The following is a 19,589-nucleotide window of genomic DNA, read 5'->3' as shown; positions in this document are numbered from 1 at the left end:
CCATAATGAAAAACGTAATACTCATCTTTGGGGTGATCTGCGGCTCAGCGGCAGCAGTAATGATTTTTGTAGGAATGCTAATGGCCAGTTGGTGGAGCGTTGATTTTCTCGTGTTAAGCCATCAAACTTAACTAATTGAACTGAAAAGGAATCACCATGAGCGTTATTTTTATTACTGGAGCGAACCGCGGCATTGGCTTAAGCCTGACTCGACAATACTTGGAAAGTAATCACAAGGTGTACGCGACTTATCGTGATGACAATTCAGCAAAAGAACTGCTCTCACTCGCAGACCACAACACCAACCTTACCTGTATTCAATTAGAGATAACCGATTACCAAGCAGTAAGCCAACTCCCTTCGCAAATAGAGTCGATTGATATCTTGATCAACAACGCTGGCTACTATGGCCCTAAAGGCTACGGGCTGGGTAATACCGATGTTGAAGAGTGGCGTCGTGTATTCGAAGTCAACACCATCGCTCCACTAAAGCTTGTCGAAACGCTATTGCCTTTACTCAAAGACAGCGATATCAAAAAGGTCGCTTGTTTATCCTCTAGAGTCGGCAGTATGTCAGAGAACACCTCAGGCGGCGGTTACATCTATCGCTCCTCTAAAGCCGCTCTAAACTCCGTGGTGAAGAGCCTAAGCAACGACTTAACCGATGATGGCTTTACGGTGTTAGCACTGCATCCAGGTTGGGTGCAGACTGAAATGGGTGGCCCTAATGCTCTGATCGACACCGACACTTCAGCTTCCGGCCTGATTGAAGTCATCGAGTCAGCGAATACCGAAGTGAGTGGTCACTTCTTCAATTTCGATGGCAGCGAAATTGACTGGTAATCCACAGATGAATGCAGGGCATCTCTCAAACCTAGTTAAGCACTCAACGCTGTTTTGTCTAACAGTGATGCTAGCTGGCTGTTTCAGTGATGGCCCCGGCGACTTGTTCGACGACTATCAAACAAAGATAGCCAGAGTACAAGATGCTGACGAGATAATAGAGGAATGGGAATTTGAAAGCCTACCGAGAAAACGAGAACTGCTGCTTGACGTGCCCTCACTCTCTATCGGCCTCATCGACAGCTACCAGCTTCGTCAGTGTGGATTGTTCAATCTGATTGCAGAAAGAAATTCGGTTCTGGGCAAGGTCGCGGATGAGTTTCGTAATTACGATTATCAAGTCGCGCTACTTGAAGGCGTGGGCAAATGTTTATCCAGTAATGAATTAGACCCAGAGATCGTAGAATTACTAAGAGAAATTGAGCAACAGAAACTCGCACAGTTTCCACTGCATCAATGGAATCTCATCTATGCCAGCGATGCTATGCAGTCACAAATGCGGGGTAGTCAGTGGTTACGCGCTGATATAGGCGATCAGGTACGACAAACCAGTGATGCGTTAGAACACATCAATCAAGCGTTAAACACATCGCTCGTTTCCGGCAAAACCACTGAGGTTCAAGAAGTATTAGAGAAGAGTTCGACCCTTGGGGATTTATACTACTCGCTCGCTCGGGCGTCAGTTGAGCTTGATACCATCACCAAACAGCTGACAACTTTTGATGACAAGATCATCTGTGGTAAACAACGAGACACCACTAAGTTCCGCTATCTCAACAATGTGTTCGAGCAACAATACATAGGTAAGGTTCAGCCTTACATGGCGCAACTGGATGGCTACTATCAGCACATAGCCCCGCAACTAGGAATGTTTGACGCGCAACCTGAACTGCACAGTTATTACTTTCCCATCCAAGATGCACATCAAGCCTTTCGATCATCCACTCGTCGCCATGTTGACTATTGGCAGCAACTGTTTAAACGTTGTGGCCGTAAAGTCGGTCGCTAATCCTAACCTCAATAAGTCTTAGCTTTTAGTGCTCTTTTTAGCGGAAGTACCTTTCTTAGCGTACGAACCATTCTTAGCATACGAACCTGTCTTGGCATAAGACTTCTTCGCCCCACCGCCTTTACGGCGTTTGAAGGCAGGTCTCTCGACTTTAGGAAGGTGGCGGAGTGATTCAGGAACTTCTCCCGTTTTTACTTTACCCATTAAACCATCAATCTTGCTTTCTAACGCTTGCATGAAAGGCTGATACGCTTGATTTCGTTCTGCCATGCCTTGCAGCTGGTGCTCCCAATGTGCCGTCATGTCTGGGAAGGTAGAATCCTCAGGTAAGGCATGAATCAAGCCTCTGCCCGCAGGGCTACTGTGAATACTCTTACCTTGGCGCGTTAGCAGCTGCCTTTTGAATAGAGTATCTAGAATACCCGCACGGGTTGCTTCTGTGCCAAGGCCATCGGTTTCTTTCAAAATGGCTTTGAGATCTTTGTTCGCAACAAAACGCGCGATACCTGTCATCGCTTGAAGCAATGTCGCTTCCGTGAAGTGTTTTGGTGGCTCAGTTTTCTTATCACCAATCACGCCTTCACGGCACGTCAACACCGTACCTTTATCCAATGGAGGAACCGTATCCGTGCCATCCCCTTTTTCTTCGGTATCCGTTTTACCCATCAACACCTTCCAACCCGGGTTGATAAGCTGACGCCCTTTTGCGATGAACACGCCACCAGCGATATCAAAGACCAGCTTAGCATCAGCAAAAACCGCAGGTGGGTAAAACTGCATTAGATACTGACGAGCGATTTGCTGATAGATTTTCATCTCGTTGGCAGACAGGCCGTTCACCGATGACTTCTTCGGAGTAGGAATAATCGCGTGGTGAGCATCGACCTTACTGTCGTTCCATGCTTTTGATTTAAGAGAAAGGTCCGCACCTTGAGCGCCACTTTGCAGCTCTTTCGCATTGTTAGCGATAGCATCAACGATCGATTCTCGCTGCGAGTAGTGCTCTTTAGGTAGATAGCGGCTATCAGAACGTGGGTAAGTGATGAGTTTGTGTTTCTCGTACAATGACTGACACGTATCTAACACCTGTTGAGCACTCATACCAAAACGCTTAGACGCATCAATCTGCAAGGCTGACAGCGAGTAAGGCAGTGGCGCAGCTTGTTTACTTTGCTTTTGCTCTGATTCCGTCACCGTCGCGGGTTGATTCGCAATTCGGTTAGCCACATTCTCAACCAGCTTTCGATTGAGCACGCGCCCTTCTTCATCTTGCCATGGTTTACATGCTTCGCTTGGCTTCCAACGCGCACGAATATCAAAGCTCTGGCCGTGATTTTGATAAGGGATCAAAGCGTGCAAAGTGAAGTAATCTTTCGGAATAAAGTTTTCGATCTCTTCATCACGCCTTACGACCAAACCAAGTACAGGTGTTTGTACTCGCCCTACCGACAACACGCCTTGGTAGCCAGCCTTTTGACCCAGCAAGGTATAAGCTCGGGTCATGTTCATGCCATACAGCCAATCGGCTCTAGAGCGTGCCAAAGCTGAAATAGAAAGCGGAATAAAGTCACGGTTGCTGCGCATTTGAGAAAGTGCACGTTTTACGGCAGGTAAGTTCAAGTCGCTGATCAGTAGCCTGTCCATCGACTCTTTCTTAGCCTTAGAGACTTTGCAGTAATCAATCACTTCATCAACCAGCAACTGCCCTTCTCTATCCGGGTCTCCGGCGTGAACAATTTGAGTGGCGTCCTTCAATAGCTTTCGGATCACCGTGAGCTGTTTGCTTGAAGTCTTACGCGGTCTTAGCTGCCATTGCTCCGGCACGATAGGAAGATCGGCTAAATTCCACTTCTTATAACGGTCGTCATAAGCATCCGGCTCAACCTGCTCCAATAAGTGTCCAATACACCAAGTCACCACATCCCCATTGCCACATTTGATAAACCCTTGGTCTTTCTTTTGTGGATTAGGTAGTGCAGCGGCGATCGCGCGGCCGAGGCTTGGTTTTTCAGCAATAATAAGGCGAGACATGTTTTTCCAGATGCTACAAACAATTAGAGCCACATTATCTAATGTGGCTCTAATAAATCAAGAAAAACTGGTTGTTTATACAGTTAGCATTCCACTATTCAAGCTTCAGCTTTCTTTATAAAAACTCAACGAACTTAGAGAAGTCGCGCTCTGGCACTTTCATTGGTGTACAGCCTGGAGTGCCTAGGTATAGGAAGCCAACAATTTCATCGTCGCCTTCTAGGCCAAATGCTTGGTGTACTTCTGGGTGGAACATCCATTTACCTGAGCGCCAAAAGCCTTGGAAACCTTGAGCGACAGCCGCCATTTGCATTGCTTGCGCTGCACAACCTGCAGAAAGGTGTTGTTCAATCGCTGGTACCTTCTCGTGCTCAGTTACTTTGGCAATCACAGTAATCACCATCGGAGCTCGGAACGGCGCTTTTTTTACTTTCTCGATAACCGCTTCTTCGCTGTCATCCGCTTCAGCGGCGCGCACCAAGATGTCTGAAAGCTTTTGTAGGCCTGAACCTTGCGCGATAACAAAGCGCCATGGTGTTAGTGCACCGTGGTCTGGAGCACGCAGCCCTGCTTTGATGATGTTTTCTAACGCCCCACCTTCAGGTGCCGGATCAGAGAGTTTTGCGATTGAGCGTCTGTTGAGCAATAGATCCAAAGCATCCATTTGAAGTCCTTACTATTTCTTTATTATTTGTATACTTGAACTTTAGCACAGAATACAAACGATAATAAATCTCAACGGCTGTCCATTTAGGCTAGATTAGAAACAATAAAGGCTCCTAAATCTATGACTTAGGAGCCTTGTTCAAAATCTAACTCAGCAAATTAAGTAACAATATCTACTGATAAGATTACAGTTTGATAGCTGATTCTATAACTTAATCGCTAGCTCAACACCTTGACGAATTGCGCGTACTGCATCCAATTCACCCGCGTAATCGGCGCCGCCTATCACATGCAGTTTGCCACCAAACTCTTGCCACATGTCTTCGAATGGACGAACTGACACCTGACCTGCACATACGATAACCGAGTCAGCATCCAGCACCTGCTCTTTCTTACCAACGCTGATATGCAGACCTTGGTCATCAATCTTGTTGTAGCTTACACCACCCAGTAGATTAACACCGCGTTTTTCTAGTGTGCGTTTGTGAATCCAGCCTGTAGTTTTGCCCGGACCTTTACCAACACGACCCGCTTTACGCTGCATCACCCACACCGTTTTATCGCTGAATGAATCAGGGTAAGGGTAAAGTCCGCCTGGGTGTTCCATATTCTTATCGATGCCCCACTCATGCAGCCAATCGTCTAGGCTGTGTGAAGTCGGTTCTGTCAGCATGGTTGCCACATCGACACCAATACCACCAGCACCAACAATCGCGACCTTTTCGCCTACTGGTGTCTTTTCACGAATCAAGGTTTGGTAATCGACCACGTTTTCTTGGTCAATGCCCTCAATATCGAGCTTTCTTGGCTCTACGCCAGCCGCCATCACGACTTCATCGTACTTCAACAACATCTCAAACGTTGCCTCAGTATCCAGTTTCAGGTTCACGCCTGATGCGTCGATTTGGTTAGCAAAGTAGCGAATCGTTTCTCTGAATTCTTCTTTACCCGGAATCTGCATTGCCAATCTAAACTGACCGCCGATACGGTCATTTTTCTCAATCAAGTCAACCTTATGCCCACGCTGAGCTAAAGTCGTTGCACAGGCTAAACCGGCTGGGCCTGCGCCGACAACCGCAATGGTCTTAGTCGCTTGCGCTGGCTGAACAACAATTTCAGTCTCGTAACAAGCGCGTGGGTTCACCAAACAGCTCGCACGTTTACCTTTAAACACGTTATCAAGGCAAGCTTGGTTACAACCGATACAGGTATTGATGAACTGAGCTTGGTCTTGAGCTGCTTTATTAACAAAATCCGGGTCTGCCAAGAATGGACGCGCCATAGACACCATATCAGCCTGCCCAGAGCTAAGAATACGTTCGGCCTCTTCTGGCGTATTAATTCGGTTACATGTCACCACTGGGATCGACACGTATGGTTTCACTTTTTCCGTCACCCAAGAGAATGCGCCTCGTGGTACTTGCGTCGCGATAGTCGGAACACGTGCTTCATGCCAACCGATACCGGTATTGATAATAGTCACGCCTGCTTCTTCCAGCTTTTGAGCCAATAGAACAACATCTTCAAAGGTGCTGCCTTGCTCAACCAAATCCAGCATCGACAGTCGGAAAATAATAATGAAGTCGTCACCCACTGCTTCGCGAATCGATTTAACAATCTCCAGCGGGAAACGCATGCGCTTCTCATAAGAACCGCCCCATTCGTCGTAACGCATGTTGGTACGCTTACAGATGAATTGGTTAATCAAGTAACCTTCAGAGCCCATGATCTCAATACCGTCATAGCCAGCAACCTGAGCTAGCTCTGCACTATTGGCAAAGGCACCGATGGTCTTTTTGATCTGACGAGGGCTCATCTCACTCGGTGCGAACTTAGCGATTGGCGCTTTAATACCCGAAGCACTTTGCGCGAATGGGTGCATGGCATAGCGGCCAGCATGCAGCAACTGAAGGGCAATCTTACCGCCATGCTTGTGCACGGCCTCGGTAACAACTTGGTGAGCTTTTGCATGCTTCACTTTACTGAATTCAGCACTAAATGGGGTTAATCTGCCACGTAAATTAGGAGAGAAACCACCGGTAACAATAAGGCCAACGCCTCCTTTTGCTCGCTCTTCATAAAACGCGGCGAGTTTGTGGAGACCTTCTTTATTTTCTTCTAAACCTGTATGCATTGATCCCATCAATACACGGTTACGTAACTGGGTAAATCCAAGATCGAGTGGTTCAAGTAAATGTGGGTACATGGCAGACATCACTTCTATTATTTTATCCTTGTGGTCTGACCACAGTATAGTTCAATTACCAAAAGTTCAAACAACCGTTTACATTTTTGTAACACCGATCATAATGCTGCACGTATTAATCGTTCAGAAGCCCTTAATTTGACTACACTTAATGAGAATATATATCGATTAACAATTCTTGGTGTAGTTTGAGCTTGGGAATTATCGTAGGATACTAAGCAGTTCATATTATTGAGATTAATGGTACTACGGCTTGTTAAAGCGACGTGATCTCACTGCGGAGACAGAATGAAAAAAATATTCAAATTTATAGGCATGATCTTTAAAGGGATTTGGAAGCTCATTACGTTTGTACGTCTTGCGCTGGTTAACCTAGTCTTTTTACTCAGTATCGCCATCATCTACTTTGTGTACTTCCACTCAGATACGGCTCAACCGACGGTTCCACAGGATTCGGCTTTAGTGCTTAACCTGTCTGGCCCTATTGTGGAACAAAGCCGCTATATCAATCCGATGGATTCGGTCACAGGTTCACTGCTTGGCAAAGACCTTCCAAAAGAGAACATCCTGTTTGATATCGTTGAAACGATTCGCTACGCAAAAGACGATGACAAGGTTACTGGTATCGTTTTAGCACTCAAAGAGCTGCCAGAAACCAACCTGACCAAGCTGCGCTACATTGCTAAAGCATTGAATGAGTTCAAAGCATCAGGCAAACCGATTTATGCGGTGGGTGACTTTTACAACCAAAGCCAATACTACCTAGCCAGCTACGCAACTAAGGTATTCCTATCACCAGATGGTGGGGTTCTTCTTAAAGGCTATAGCGCTTACTCGCTTTACTACAAAACGTTGTTAGAGAAACTAGACGTCAACACGCACGTGTTCCGTGTAGGCACTTATAAGTCAGCTATCGAACCTTTCATTCGTGATGACATGTCAGACGCAGCGAAAGAGTCCGCTTCTCGTTGGTTAAGCCAACTATGGGGTGCGTACGTTGATGACGTCAGTAACAACCGTCAGATCGATGCTAAAACACTGAACCCAAGCATGGACACCTTCTTGAAAGAACTTGAGTCTGTCGATGGTGACATTGCAAAACTGGCTGAAAAACTTGGCTTAGTGGATGAGTTAGCGACACGCCAACAAGTTCGCCTAGAGCTTGCCGATGTTTTCGGCAGTGACGGTCAAGACAGCTACAACGCGTTTGGTTACTACGAATACCGTGCAACCATGCTTCCCGACATGACCAGTGAATCACACGACGTTGCCGTGATTGTTGCCAGCGGCGCAATTATGGATGGCAAGCAGCCACGTGGCACCGTTGGCGGAGATACCACTGCAGCCCTACTTCGCCAAGCACGTAACGACGATAAAGTGAAAGCCGTTGTACTTCGTGTAGATAGCCCAGGTGGCAGTGCCTTTGCTTCAGAAGTTATTCGTAATGAAATAGAAGCGATCAAGCAAGCGGGTAAGCCAGTTGTTGTGTCGATGTCGAGTCTTGCTGCTTCAGGTGGTTACTGGATCTCGATGGGCGCAGATAAGATCCTAGCTCAGCCAACCACACTAACGGGTTCGATTGGTATCTTCAGTGTTATCACTACCTTCGAAAAAGGACTGAATGATATTGGTGTTTACACAGATGGCGTTGGTACGTCACCTTTCTCAGGTCTTGGGATTACAACTGGACTTAGCGATGGCGCGAAAGACGCGTTCCAAATGGGCATTGAAAACGGATACCGTCGATTCATCAGCCTAGTTGGAGAAAATCGCGGCATGGAAGTCGATGCGGTCGACAAGATTGCTCAAGGTCGAGTTTGGACAGGTCAAGATGCGATTCAGAAAGGCTTAGTCGATGAGATTGGCGATTTCGATGATGCGGTTGCAGCTGCGGCTTCACTTGCAGAGCTTGAAAGCTACAACATCTACTGGGTAGAAGAGCCACTTTCGGCCACTGAACAATTTATTCAAGAATTTATGAACCAAGTTCAGATGTCGATAGGCCTAGATATTCAATCGATGATACCAAGCAGTTTACAGCCTGTTACTCAGCAGTTAGCTCAAGATAGCCAGCTGTTAGGCAGCTTTAACGACCCACAAGGCCGATACGCTTTCTGCTTAAATTGCCAAGTTCAATAAGTTGAGCCAATAACTCAATGACTAAGGGGTACCTCTGTGTGAGGTGCCTCTTTTTATTGCATGATAATTCGCTATAATCGCCCCCCCTGTTCCCTACATCACACTAAGTATTAATCGCCATGGAAAGAAAACACATCTATATCGCGTACACCGGCGGCACAATTGGCATGCAGAAGTCTATTGACCACGGCTATGTTCCTGTCGCAGGTTTCATGGATAAGCAGCTAGCTGGCATGCCTGAATTCCATCGCCCAGAGATGCCTGAGTACACCATTCACGAATACTCTCCATTAATGGACTCTTCAGATATGACGCCACTTGATTGGCAGACTATCGCTGATGACATTCGCGCGAACTACGATAAGTACGATGGTTTCGTTATCCTGCATGGCACAGACACTATGGCTTACACTGCCTCTGCACTGTCTTTCATGCTTGAAAACCTCGGCAAACCTGTGATTGTTACGGGCTCTCAGATCCCACTAGCAGAGCTTCGTTCAGACGGACAAGCAAACCTGCTGAATGCGCTACACATTGCCGCAAACTACCCTATCAACGAAGTGACACTGTTCTTTAACAACAAGTTGATGCGTGGTAACCGCAGCACAAAATCACACGCAGATGGCTTCAATGCGTTTACGTCTCCAAACCTGAATCCATTGCTAGAAGCGGGTATCAATATCCAACTTAGCAATAACGTAAAGGTAAACGAACAACCTAAAGGTGCTTTCAAGGTTCATAACATTACTCCGCAACCTATCGGCGTAATCACAATGTACCCAGGCATCTCACACGAAGTTATCCGTAACACGCTATTACAACCTGTTAACGCGATGATTCTGCTTACTTTCGGTGTGGGTAACGCACCACAAAACCCAGAACTGCTTCAGCACCTGAAAGATGCCTCAGAGCGCGGTGTTATTGTGGTGAACCTAACTCAATGTTTGGCTGGTAAAGTCAACATGGGTGGTTACGCGACAGGTTGTGCACTAGCAGAAGCGGGCGTGGTGAGTGGTTACGATATGACACCAGAAGCGGCACTGGCGAAGTTGCATTATCTATTAAGCCAAAACCTAGGCTACGAAGAAGTGAAGGCTCAGATGCAACAAGTATTGCGCGGTGAGATGAGCTTATAACCTGTTCAAGGATTCACGTTAAAGCCAGTTATTCTATGAAAGTAACGGCGGCTTAACGTGAACTAAATCGTTTTATTGCTTATAAATAAACGAGTTAAACTAAAAGGGGTGGCACATTGCCACCCCTTTGTTGTAATTTAAGCTTAATGATTCGGGTTAACCCTAACAATGTCTTCTTGATCTGACTTAAACTGTTTCTTTAGTTCAGACTTAGATTTAAAGCTAATCTCACCACCAGCTGCAATTGTCATATGTTGAGCTTCAGAGTTATGTTTAGATTGGTATAACATAACCGCTTGCATACACGAGTCGCGCTGTTCTTTTGAGAGCGCCGTACCTTCTGGCCATTTACCCGTTTCAACTGCGTAGGTTAAACGTTCGTAGACCTCGGGTGTCATTGCGCTAAGAAGTTGTTCTGCATCCATGGTAAAGCCTTAGTTTTAACAATTTTCACCAGAAAATAACCCGTAACAGAATTGAGTCAAGAACCTGACCAATAATAAGTGCATCTGATCACAAGTGAAGGAATATGAAAATTATGAAATGGTTGGCGATTAGCCTATTGCCTTTCACTCTGGTTGGGTGTCTTGAAGGGAACAAAAATACCGATCAACTGTGCCAAAGCAATCCGGGTCTTCAGTGTGAACAATTGAACATGAACGATGGGCAATGTCGTGTCGCACGTACCGACCTCATCTGGCATCGATTTGAAGTTCAGAAGCAACCCACCGAAATCAACAAAATTAAAGAATTCGAATTAGTCACTGCCTACAAAAAGTGCCTAGAGCTCGCGGCACAGATCGAAACGATCGATCAATCTAAGCTGCAAGAGCGTCGCTTTACCTCTTTAATGCACAGTATCGAAGAGTCTGAGCGCATTGTTGATGAGCTATCGAAATCTGATACACCGGAAACGCTTTACTTCTTGTGGTCGCAAACTGGGGACACCAATGCCAGACGCAGTTTCCTACAACTAGAAGGCTCTGAAGCGTTAAACACAGCTGAGATGCAATATGCCTTGGCAACCTTCTATACCACCCGCAATCATATAAAGACACTTAAGCTACTCAATAATGCGCTAACGCTTTCTAATGGCTCGGTAGCCAACACTGAAATCTTCAAGTCGATGGCCAGTATCAACCACAGCCTGGGACATATGGAAAAAGCGTACGTTTGGGCAATGGTTGCCAAAGACTTTGACGTGCCGATTGCTTCTGAAGCCGAGCTCACGGTGTTGTACCATTTCGACAAGGCAACCTATAAGAAGCTAAATAAAGACGCAGATAACATCGTCGAAGCGATTGAAGATGGAATTTACAGCCCTTCAATCGTCCCGAGTTACTGATCGCTTCATTTATAGTGTTCTTACTTAAGCTTGTTATTCACCTGCTTTCAAATAAAAACAGCTACCTTTTTAGTAGCTGTTTTTATTTGTACTAGAGTTAAATCTGAAACCTTGGGCGTTTCAGCATTCCTAAATCGACAAATGCGACCTGTAAGGATTAGACAATAGTTACAAGTTATTTCGTACTTTCGTCATTTTTGTTGAAAATTAACGACACTGAATTAACACAGAACCGTTCACCTGTGGTCTTTGGGCCATCTGGAAAAACGTGACCTAAATGGCTATCACAGGCGGTACAACGGATCTCTACACGCTTCATTCCGTGACTTAGATCTTCTATATAGCGTACTGCTTCATCATTCACTGGGGCATCAAAGCTTGGCCAACCACACCCAGAGTCATATTTGTTATCCGACAGAAACAAAGGGCTTTCACAGCATGTGCAGCTATAGACGCCAGTCTTATGGTTGTGCAGTAACTTGCCGCTATATGGGGCTTCAGTACCACGCTCACGACACACTGAAAATTCGTCGTCCGTTAGGCGCTCACGCCAGTATTCATCAGGCTTTATCATATTTCCTCCCTTTTGAATCACGTTAATATCTCTCCACATTCTCAGTTATTATATTTACTTTTTTCTATAAAGGCTTGCATATGAGTCGTTTTGTAGCACATACTTTCTCACCAGGAAACATTGTACATATACACTCATAAGTGAATCATCATTTAGGGGTATTTTACCCAACTGGAAGGGTACAGAGCCACTTGCAATGGTCAATTTTCAATCACTTACACCCAATTGTTAAGAAAAGCGTCGCTTTTTTTTGACATTAAACAAGTTAAGTCGGATTATCTATTGCAGATGTATACTGGATTCTGTAATTTTACTACCAGTTATCTTTAATCAGAAATTAAGTTGTGGAGCAACTACAATGACTATCAAAGTAGGTATTAACGGTTTTGGCCGTATCGGCCGTTTCGTATTCCGCGCAGCTCAAGAGCGTGCAGACATCGAAGTAGTAGGTATTAACGATCTAATCGACGTAGAGTACATGGCATACATGCTTAAGTACGACTCAACTCACGGCCGTTTCAACGGTACTGTTGAAGTTGAAGGCGGTAACCTAATCGTTAACGGTAAAACTGTACGTGTTACAGCTGAGCGTAACCCAGAAGACCTTAAGTGGGATGCTATCGACGTAGACGTAGTTGCTGAAGCAACTGGTCTTTTCCTAACTGACGAGACTGCACGTAAGCACATCACTGCTGGCGCTAAGAAAGTAGTTCTTACTGGTCCTTCTAAAGATGCAACTCCAATGTTCGTAATGGGCGTTAACCAAGCATCTTACGCTGGTCAAGACATCGTTTCTAACGCTTCTTGTACTACTAACTGTCTTGCACCTATCGCTAAAGTACTTAACGATAAGTGGGGCATTGAGTCTGGTCTTATGACTACAGTTCACGCTACTACAGCAACTCAAAAAACTGTAGATGGCCCTTCTGCTAAAGACTGGCGCGGTGGCCGTGGTGCTTCTCAAAACATCATCCCATCTTCAACTGGTGCTGCTAAAGCTGTAGGCGTTGTTCTTCCAGAACTAAACGGCCTTCTAACTGGTATGGCTTTCCGTGTACCAACTGCTAACGTATCTGTAGTTGACCTAACAGTTAACCTAAAAGAAGCTGCATCTTACGAAGAAATTTGTGCTGCAATGAAAGAAGCTTCTGAAGGCGAAATGGCTGGCGTTCTTGGTTACACTGAAGACCAAGTAGTATCACAAGATTTCATCGGTGAAGTTCAAACTTCAGTATTCGATGCTAAAGCTGGTGTTGCTCTAACTGACAAATTCGTTAAAGTTGTATCTTGGTACGACAACGAAATCGGTTACTCAAACAAAGTTCTAGACCTAATCGCTCACATCTCTAAGTAATTTCTTTTTAGAAATCGCTTTAGATAAGCATTAGCGAAGACTGTTTTGAGCAGACTTTGAAAAAGGCGACCTTAGTGTCGCCTTTTTAATGCCTGCTATCTTTTAAACCGCGTCTGTCTAAGCTCATCAAGATAGCCCAAACGCAAAATTCAATTCTAATACTGACTCTGCTTGTTACTCATGAAAACACAAGCATCACTCTAGTCAGCATTTGAATTCAATTTCCTTAGAAGGATCATGTAATGGATTTATCTACTCTACCTGCACTGGCGGTACTTTCTGACAACGTCACTATCGTTGAACACGAAGGTGTAAAACTGGTTCGCGTTATCCACGATAAAGCAAACGCAGCGATTTCACTGTTTGGCGGCCATGTGGTGTCATTCCAACCGCAAGGTCAAGAAGACCTAATTTGGATGAGCCAACAAGCTAAGTTCGATGGTAAAACGGCTCTGCGTGGTGGTATTCCAGTATGTTGGCCTTGGTTTGGTCGCATTGCAGCACCAGCACATGGTTTTGCCCGTTCAAGTGAATGGCAATTGGTTGAACACCGTGAAAGCGAAGCTGGCGTGATTGTTAGCTTAGGTCTGAAGCCAAGCGAAGAGACGCTAGCAGTATGGCCTCATCAGTTTGATGCTCGCTTGAATGTTGAGATCGGCGAACAACTAAAAGTAACGCTGGACGTGAAGAACACTGATTCTCAGCCATGGACTTTCTCTGGTGCACTACACACTTACCTAAACGTTGGCGATATCCACAACACAACCACCACTGGTATGGGTGCTGAGTACATTGATAGCCTGCAAGGTGGCAAGAACTGCCAAGGTGGATCTGAACTGGTACTGACCGACACGATTGACCGCGTTTACACGCAACCAGAAGCGCAAATCTTTGTTGCTGACAAGAAGCTGGATCGCACGCTAACAGTTGAAAACCACGGTCATAACTCTGCAGTACTGTGGAACCCGTGGGCAGAAGGCGCTGCAAGTATGGGCGACATGCAAGACGATGGTTACCTAACTATGATGTGCGTAGAATCAACACTGCACGCGCCAAGCCTAGAAGCCGGTAAAACACTCCGGCCGGGTGAAAACCACCAACTGATCACTGTGATTAGTGCCCAATAACCGTATAAATACAGTTATAAAAAACGATTTTTGAGCGGCTTTATGTCGCTCTTTTACTTTTTGGTTTTAGCTCGTTACACTTGCGCTGTCTATTCTCCTTTAGAGGTCTCCATGACTTACCAATGCCCTTTGTGTCACCAACCTTTATCTCAAAACGATCGTACGTTTAAGTGTGAAAAGAACCATCAGTTCGACCTAGCGAAAGAAGGCTACGTCAATTTGATGCCTGCGCACCACAAACGCTCAAAAGATCCAGGTGACAACAAAGAGATGATGCAGGCACGTCGTCGCTTCCTTGAAGGTAACCACTATGACCCAATGCGCCAAGCGGTGGTGACGTTGTGTTCTCGCTATCTACCAGAAGAGACGCCTAGCCTATTGGATATTGGTTGTGGCGAAGGTTATTACACCAACGAAATTGCTGTGAATCTTCAAGAAAAGAAAGGGGCTACTTTTGGCCTAGACATTTCTAAGATTGCTATCAAATACGCCGCTAAACGCTACCCTGCTGTCGACTTCTCAGTTGCATCAAGCCATCGCCTACCCTTTGCTGAAAACAGCTTAGACGGAATTCTACGCATTTACGCGCCTTGCAAGGCTGAAGAGTTACAACGCACCATCAAAGATAATGGTGTGGTGATCACCGTGACACCAGCTAGCCGACACCTGTATCAACTGCGTGATGCAATTTATGATGGCGTTCGCTTGCACGACGAAGATCCAGAAGTGATCGAAGGTTTTACGCTTGAGCATCAAGAGCAACTAAACTATATGATGGAACTATCGGGGTCAGATGCATTCGACCTGCTACAGATGACGCCGTTTGCTTGGAAGGCGAGTGAAGAGTTTAAACTACAACTCACCGAGGCAGAGCAATTCAACTGTGAAGCTGACTTTATGCTGCGAGTGTACCGCAAACAAATTTAATTGATATTGATTATCGTTTGCATTGAAATCTTATCTTGCCTCCTTTAGTATGCGTGTTCTTCAAGGAGGCATTTCATGCAACGTATTATTCTTATCGGATTAGCTACTCTTCTCACGGCTTGTGCTAGTCAACCTGCAAAAGACACTTCTCAAAAAGTGGCTCAAACGGAATCCGTTTCCACATTCTATGACTACCAGTTCGCTTCTCCACAAGGCGAAACACTTTCTCTCGATGCATTACCCGAGCAGCTGATTGACGCTGATGTGGTTCTAATTGGCGAATGGCACACGCATTCTGCCATTCACCGCTTCCAAACCGACTTCTTAAAAGCGCGCCGCAACGCAACATCAAACATTGCGCTTTCAATGGAACAGTTCACTCGAGAGCACCAAGCCACACTTGACCAATACTTAAACGGCGAAATTGGCGAACAAATTCTCATGTCTCAAGCGGCAGCTTGGCCAAATTACGAAAGTGATTACCGCGCGTTAGTTGAGTTCGCAAAAGCCAACGACGTCGATGTTATTGCGGCAAATGCACCAAAGCCATTCGTGCAGTGTATTGGCCGTAAAGGATTGCCTTACCTAGACCAATTATCGACCGAGCAACGCCAATGGATTGCTGCCGAAGTGGATACTGGCGATAGCCCTTACAAAGAAAAGTTCATGGCTTCTATGCATCACGGTACGCCAGAGCAAACAGAAAAGCAGTTTGCCGCTCAGGTTACCTGGGACGAAACCATGGCTGAGTCGATTGTGGATTACCTAGCATCAAACCCTGATAAACAAGTGATTCACGTGGCTGGCAAGTTCCACACCGAGGGTGGTTTAGGGACGGCGGCATCAATTCTACGTCGTAACCCTGATTTAAAAATCGCCATCATCAGCCCGGTTGAAGCGATCTCATCGGATAGCGGTGATTATCAGCTTGAAGTGCTTTCGCCGCCGGCTCGCTTTGTAAAGAAACAGAACCGAATGAAGGCATACAAGCATCTGTCAAAACGTAGCGCTAGCCTAGAGTGTGAGTAGGATCTGTTGATCCACTCTTCTAAGCTAAAGAGTCGATGGGCTAATCCTAGATAATTAGCCCATCGTCACAACTTGATCACGTTCCCGTCATTCATCCTAACTCTATCTAAAATCAAACATTCTTATCGGCACAAGACTTGCTTAGTAAATAGACGATTTAACCAAGCAGACGAAAATGTAATGTGCGAATAAAAAAACATCACTATCGATGATTAATTGCACAAGTTTTTCACACCTCTGCCGATACTATATTTAAGGATAGGTAAGGAGAGCTATATGACGCCAGTAGGAACGAGTAATACTCAGCTGTATTCGCCTTCGCAGATGAACGCTAAGAGTTCAGCTAACGAAGCTGAAAAGCCTACACCGCTTAAGGTTGAGCAAAATACGGTTAGGCTTTCTGATGAAGGCAAAGCACTCTTATCTGCCCTAAAAGAAATTGATAAAGAAGCGAAGAAAGTCGAAGCAGAAAACGCGACAGTTACCGATAAAGTTGAGTCATTCGCTCATGGTGCCTTGGGTATGGATCACCCAGATAAGATTGAAGAAGAAGATGATGGTTCTTATTCAGCGGGGCAATACCTGTCCGCAGCGGCAACCGTAGGCGGTATTCTTCTCGCACTCATTTAGCCTTGCCAACCTATCGCATTCTCTAGAATAAAAGCGATTTATCGTTACGACAATAGACCCGATTAGGTCTAAAAAACGAGTTCATTCCATAATTCCGCTCTCATTTTAATGGAATAATACTCGTGAAAAACACTTTTGAGCTTATCGATAAGCCAACCTTTTTTGGTGCTATAGCACTCCTACTCACGATAGTTTTCCCGCTCATTTTGTTCCCTGCACAGGGCGCAGACTGGATTGCGGTTGCGAAAACATTCATGACTGATCAACTCGGATTCCTGTATCTTGCTCTAGGTCTCGCAGCCTGTGCATTTATGGTGTACGTAGTATTCAGTGATATGGGACAAATTAAACTGGGCGAAGCTGATGAAGAGCCTGAGTTTAAAACTGCATCATGGGCTGCCATGCTATTTTGTGGCGGTATCGGTGCAAGTATCTTGTATTGGGGCTGTATTGAGTGGGCTTACTACTACCAATCACCGCCTTTCCAACTAGAACCTGGCAGTGAAGAAGCAGTACGCTGGGCTGCGACCTACGGCCTATTCCACTGGGGACCAATCGCATGGTCTATCTACCTAATCCCGGCAATTCCTATCGCTTACTTCTTCTACGTACGTAAACAACCTGTTCTAAAGATTTCAAGCGCATTAATGCCTGTTCTTGGTGAACACCGTAGTAAAGGCGTACCAGGAAAGATCGTTGATATCCTATTCATTTTCGGTCTATTAGGCGGCGCTGCAACAACATTAGGTTTAGCCGCTCCTCTGATCACTGAAGGTCTAAATCACCTATTTAGTCTACCTAAAAATAACCTAACGCAAGTGATGGTGCTTTTAGTGTGTACTGCGATTTTTGCTTACTCATCTTATGCTGGATTGGAAAAAGGCATCAAGATCCTAAGTAACATCAACTTCTGGGGTGCGATGGGTCTACTGGCTTTCGTTCTGATCGCGGGTCCAACAATCTTCATGTTAGAAACAGGCTTAGACTCAATTGGTCGTCTACTGTCTAACTTCTTCGTGATGGCAACGTGGGCTGAACCATTTGGTGGTTACGGTACATTCGAAAACACTCACTTCCCACAAGACTGGACGATTTTCTACTGGGCATGGTGGCTAGTATTTGCACCGAGTATGGGTCTGTTTGTTGCGCGTATATCTCGCGGCAGAACCATCAAACAAATGGTGTCAGGGTCGATCTTCTTTGGTTCTCTAGGTTGTTTCCTGTTCTTCATGATCTTAGGTAACTACGGCCTATCACTGCAGCTTTCTGGTGAGCTAGATGTCGTTGCCATTTTGAATGCGGAAGGCGCAACCAAAGCTATCTTCTCGATGCTTGCACAATTGCCAATGAGCACGTTAGTGATCGCCGTATTTACACTGTTGTGTATTATTTTTACTGCGACAACCTTTGACTCTATATCTTACATTCTGGCTTCTGTGGTTCAGAACAACGTGACCGAAGAGCCAATGCGCTGGAACCGTATGTTCTGGGCATTTACTCTGTCGTTCTTACCAACGATTCTAATGTTCTTAGGCGGTCTAAGTACGCTACAAACGGCGGCGATTGTTGGTGGCTTACCACTGCTTGCTATCTCTGTGATGCTGATGATTTCAGCGGTTCGTGCGACTAACCTCGACCTACGCCATCAAGATGCGTATATCGAGCCAACGATCAACATCGAAGAACTGCCAGACATGGACCCTTGGTCTGCTGAAGGTATGGCGTTGGCTCAGTTTGAGAAAGAAAGAGATGCAGCACAAGAAGCCGCAGAACTTGAGCGTGTTGCTTACACAGAACTTGCCGCAGTGAAGAAAGAAATTCGCGCTTATGTGTTAGAACAAGGTTCACAAATGGAAACTCACGAGTTACCAGAGAACCTACAACAAGCACTTGAGCAGGCCGAGAGTAATCTTAGTGCCGCACAAGCGAAAAAGATCGAGTTATCTGAGCAAGCTCAGAATGCTCGTATCACGTTCAACCAGGTGGTTGCAGACTTACCGCTTGCTTGACATTAGCCATGACACAGTCCATTGATTTGGACCCTCCTAAATACGACAAAGGCTCACAGAAATGTGAGCCTTTTTTTATTCGGGTGATTGACTAGTCTTCGTTAACTAGCGGTTCGGGTGGTTCAAGATGTGTTCTTCCCAATCGACAACATCGATTTCGTATACCACTTTGTTACGAACGCTTTCACCTGCTGCATGCATCTCTGTTTTTGATCCGGTGATCAACGGGTGCCATTCAGGAATCGGCTTAGATTCTGATAAAAGGCGGTAAGCACAAGTGTCTGGTAGCCAGTGAAACTCATCGATCTTGTCACGAGTCAGCTTCAAACACTCTTCACCTGAAGTGAAGCGGTTCGGGTAATCTTTACACGAACATGTTTTGTCGTTTAACCAGCTACACGCCACATTGGTGTAGTAAACTTCATCGCTATCTTCATCCATTAGTTTATGTAGGCAGCACTTACCACAACCGTCGCAAAGTGATTCCCACTCATTCTCGGTCATCTGTTCTAGTGTCTTTTCTTGCCAAAATGGATTCGTCATAGGATTACTTCTTACTCTTTT

Annotated in this window: 17 protein-coding genes; 11 read left to right on the top strand and 6 right to left on the bottom strand. The window is 45.6% G+C overall.

The window, feature by feature from the left end:
* Positions 1-156: 156 nt before the first annotated feature.
* Complete coding sequence (locus AB6E30_RS01750) at positions 157-843, top strand: SDR family oxidoreductase (RefSeq protein ID WP_017059372.1); 687 nt, start codon at positions 157-159, stop codon at positions 841-843.
* Positions 821-1,852 carry a DUF3080 domain-containing protein gene (locus tag AB6E30_RS01745; RefSeq protein WP_017063445.1) on the top strand — a complete coding sequence of 344 codons (1,032 nt, stop codon included), beginning with the start codon at positions 821-823 and terminating at the stop codon, positions 1,850-1,852. Before AB6E30_RS01750 ends, AB6E30_RS01745 begins: the two co-directional genes overlap by 23 nt.
* A gap of 18 nt (positions 1,853-1,870) precedes the next feature.
* On the opposite strand, the gene AB6E30_RS01740 is transcribed toward AB6E30_RS01745, so the two are convergent.
* The 3 genes from AB6E30_RS01740 to AB6E30_RS01730 all read right to left on the bottom strand — a co-directional run bounded on the left by AB6E30_RS01740 (position 1,871) and on the right by AB6E30_RS01730 (position 6,764).
* Positions 1,871-3,883, bottom strand: a complete 2,013-nt coding sequence (locus AB6E30_RS01740) for a DNA topoisomerase III (protein WP_372102469.1) — start codon at positions 3,881-3,883, stop codon at positions 1,871-1,873.
* A gap of 115 nt (positions 3,884-3,998) precedes the next feature.
* The gene (locus AB6E30_RS01735) at positions 3,999-4,547 is read right to left on the bottom strand and encodes an NAD(P)H nitroreductase (protein WP_372102468.1); all 549 of its coding nucleotides are present in this window, start codon (positions 4,545-4,547) and stop codon (positions 3,999-4,001) included.
* Between the two features lie 207 nt (positions 4,548-4,754).
* Positions 4,755-6,764, bottom strand: coding sequence for an NADPH-dependent 2,4-dienoyl-CoA reductase (locus AB6E30_RS01730; RefSeq protein ID WP_017070327.1), 2,010 nt, complete (start codon positions 6,762-6,764; stop codon positions 4,755-4,757).
* Between the two features lie 279 nt (positions 6,765-7,043).
* Here AB6E30_RS01730 and sppA point away from each other — a divergent pair, with 279 nt between their 5' ends.
* Together sppA and ansA are read left to right on the top strand one after the other, a co-directional pair.
* Positions 7,044-8,894, top strand: a complete 1,851-nt coding sequence (gene sppA / locus AB6E30_RS01725; protein WP_372102466.1) for a signal peptide peptidase SppA — start codon at positions 7,044-7,046, stop codon at positions 8,892-8,894.
* Between the two features lie 119 nt (positions 8,895-9,013).
* Positions 9,014-10,030 carry an asparaginase gene (ansA, locus tag AB6E30_RS01720; protein WP_017059379.1) on the top strand — a complete coding sequence of 339 codons (1,017 nt, stop codon included), beginning with the start codon at positions 9,014-9,016 and terminating at the stop codon, positions 10,028-10,030.
* 143 nt (positions 10,031-10,173) lie between these two features.
* On the opposite strand, the gene AB6E30_RS01715 is transcribed toward ansA, so the two are convergent.
* The gene (locus AB6E30_RS01715) at positions 10,174-10,455 is read right to left on the bottom strand and encodes a YeaC family protein (protein WP_010437067.1); all 282 of its coding nucleotides are present in this window, start codon (positions 10,453-10,455) and stop codon (positions 10,174-10,176) included.
* Between the two features lie 113 nt (positions 10,456-10,568).
* Between AB6E30_RS01715 and AB6E30_RS01710 the strand changes: the two genes are divergently transcribed.
* The gene (locus AB6E30_RS01710; RefSeq protein ID WP_017059380.1) at positions 10,569-11,375 is read left to right on the top strand and encodes a DUF2989 domain-containing protein; all 807 of its coding nucleotides are present in this window, start codon (positions 10,569-10,571) and stop codon (positions 11,373-11,375) included.
* A 175-nt stretch (positions 11,376-11,550) separates the two neighbouring features.
* On the opposite strand, the gene msrB is transcribed toward AB6E30_RS01710, so the two are convergent.
* Positions 11,551-11,988, bottom strand: coding sequence for a peptide-methionine (R)-S-oxide reductase MsrB (gene msrB / locus AB6E30_RS01705; protein ID WP_080582205.1), 438 nt, complete (start codon positions 11,986-11,988; stop codon positions 11,551-11,553).
* A 319-nt stretch (positions 11,989-12,307) separates the two neighbouring features.
* Here msrB and gap point away from each other — a divergent pair, with 319 nt between their 5' ends.
* The 6 genes from gap (at position 12,308) to AB6E30_RS01675 (ending at position 19,025) form a co-directional block, all read left to right on the top strand.
* Positions 12,308-13,303 carry a type I glyceraldehyde-3-phosphate dehydrogenase gene (gene gap / locus AB6E30_RS01700; RefSeq protein WP_017059382.1) on the top strand — a complete coding sequence of 332 codons (996 nt, stop codon included), beginning with the start codon at positions 12,308-12,310 and terminating at the stop codon, positions 13,301-13,303.
* Between the two features lie 242 nt (positions 13,304-13,545).
* Positions 13,546-14,430 (top strand): D-hexose-6-phosphate mutarotase, encoded by an 885-nt coding sequence (locus tag AB6E30_RS01695; RefSeq protein WP_017059383.1) that lies wholly within the window; start codon positions 13,546-13,548, stop codon positions 14,428-14,430.
* Positions 14,431-14,541: 111 nt separating this feature from the next.
* A complete protein-coding gene (rlmA, locus tag AB6E30_RS01690; RefSeq protein WP_017059384.1) occupies positions 14,542-15,357 on the top strand; it encodes a 23S rRNA (guanine(745)-N(1))-methyltransferase in 816 nt (271 codons plus the stop codon).
* 75 nt (positions 15,358-15,432) lie between these two features.
* On the top strand, positions 15,433-16,386 hold the full coding sequence (locus tag AB6E30_RS01685; RefSeq protein ID WP_372102464.1) for a ChaN family lipoprotein: 954 nt from the start codon (positions 15,433-15,435) through the stop codon (positions 16,384-16,386).
* A gap of 276 nt (positions 16,387-16,662) precedes the next feature.
* Positions 16,663-17,016 carry a hypothetical protein gene (locus AB6E30_RS01680; RefSeq protein ID WP_017059386.1) on the top strand — a complete coding sequence of 118 codons (354 nt, stop codon included), beginning with the start codon at positions 16,663-16,665 and terminating at the stop codon, positions 17,014-17,016.
* Between the two features lie 122 nt (positions 17,017-17,138).
* On the top strand, positions 17,139-19,025 hold the full coding sequence (locus AB6E30_RS01675; protein ID WP_372102462.1) for a BCCT family transporter: 1,887 nt from the start codon (positions 17,139-17,141) through the stop codon (positions 19,023-19,025).
* Between the two features lie 105 nt (positions 19,026-19,130).
* On the opposite strand, the gene AB6E30_RS01670 is transcribed toward AB6E30_RS01675, so the two are convergent.
* The gene (locus AB6E30_RS01670) at positions 19,131-19,568 is read right to left on the bottom strand and encodes a YcgN family cysteine cluster protein (protein ID WP_229647121.1); all 438 of its coding nucleotides are present in this window, start codon (positions 19,566-19,568) and stop codon (positions 19,131-19,133) included.
* Between the last annotated feature and the right edge of the window lie 21 nt (positions 19,569-19,589).

The organism is Vibrio sp. 10N.247.311.12, assembly GCF_041467515.1.
Taxonomy (GTDB): domain Bacteria; phylum Pseudomonadota; class Gammaproteobacteria; order Enterobacterales; family Vibrionaceae; genus Vibrio; species Vibrio crassostreae_C.
The sequence above is the reverse complement of the archived record's forward strand: the minus strand, read 5'-3'. Positions and strand labels throughout refer to the sequence as shown.

Coding starts and splice junctions, on each gene's coding strand:
- rlmA (WP_017059384.1), top strand. CDS start 14,542: ATGACTTACCAATGCCCTTTGTGTCACCAACCTTTATCTCAAAACGAT.
- AB6E30_RS01670 (WP_229647121.1), bottom strand. CDS start 19,568: ATGACGAATCCATTTTGGCAAGAAAAGACACTAGAACAGATGACCGAG.
- AB6E30_RS01750 (WP_017059372.1), top strand. CDS start 157: ATGAGCGTTATTTTTATTACTGGAGCGAACCGCGGCATTGGCTTAAGC.
- AB6E30_RS01680 (WP_017059386.1), top strand. CDS start 16,663: ATGACGCCAGTAGGAACGAGTAATACTCAGCTGTATTCGCCTTCGCAG.
- AB6E30_RS01710 (WP_017059380.1), top strand. CDS start 10,569: ATGAAATGGTTGGCGATTAGCCTATTGCCTTTCACTCTGGTTGGGTGT.
- msrB (WP_080582205.1), bottom strand. CDS start 11,988: ATGTGGAGAGATATTAACGTGATTCAAAAGGGAGGAAATATGATAAAG.
- AB6E30_RS01685 (WP_372102464.1), top strand. CDS start 15,433: ATGCAACGTATTATTCTTATCGGATTAGCTACTCTTCTCACGGCTTGT.
- ansA (WP_017059379.1), top strand. CDS start 9,014: ATGGAAAGAAAACACATCTATATCGCGTACACCGGCGGCACAATTGGC.
- AB6E30_RS01730 (WP_017070327.1), bottom strand. CDS start 6,764: ATGTCTGCCATGTACCCACATTTACTTGAACCACTCGATCTTGGATTT.
- AB6E30_RS01695 (WP_017059383.1), top strand. CDS start 13,546: ATGGATTTATCTACTCTACCTGCACTGGCGGTACTTTCTGACAACGTC.
- sppA (WP_372102466.1), top strand. CDS start 7,044: ATGAAAAAAATATTCAAATTTATAGGCATGATCTTTAAAGGGATTTGG.
- gap (WP_017059382.1), top strand. CDS start 12,308: ATGACTATCAAAGTAGGTATTAACGGTTTTGGCCGTATCGGCCGTTTC.
- AB6E30_RS01735 (WP_372102468.1), bottom strand. CDS start 4,547: ATGGATGCTTTGGATCTATTGCTCAACAGACGCTCAATCGCAAAACTC.
- AB6E30_RS01740 (WP_372102469.1), bottom strand. CDS start 3,883: ATGTCTCGCCTTATTATTGCTGAAAAACCAAGCCTCGGCCGCGCGATC.
- AB6E30_RS01715 (WP_010437067.1), bottom strand. CDS start 10,455: ATGGATGCAGAACAACTTCTTAGCGCAATGACACCCGAGGTCTACGAA.
- AB6E30_RS01745 (WP_017063445.1), top strand. CDS start 821: ATGGCAGCGAAATTGACTGGTAATCCACAGATGAATGCAGGGCATCTC.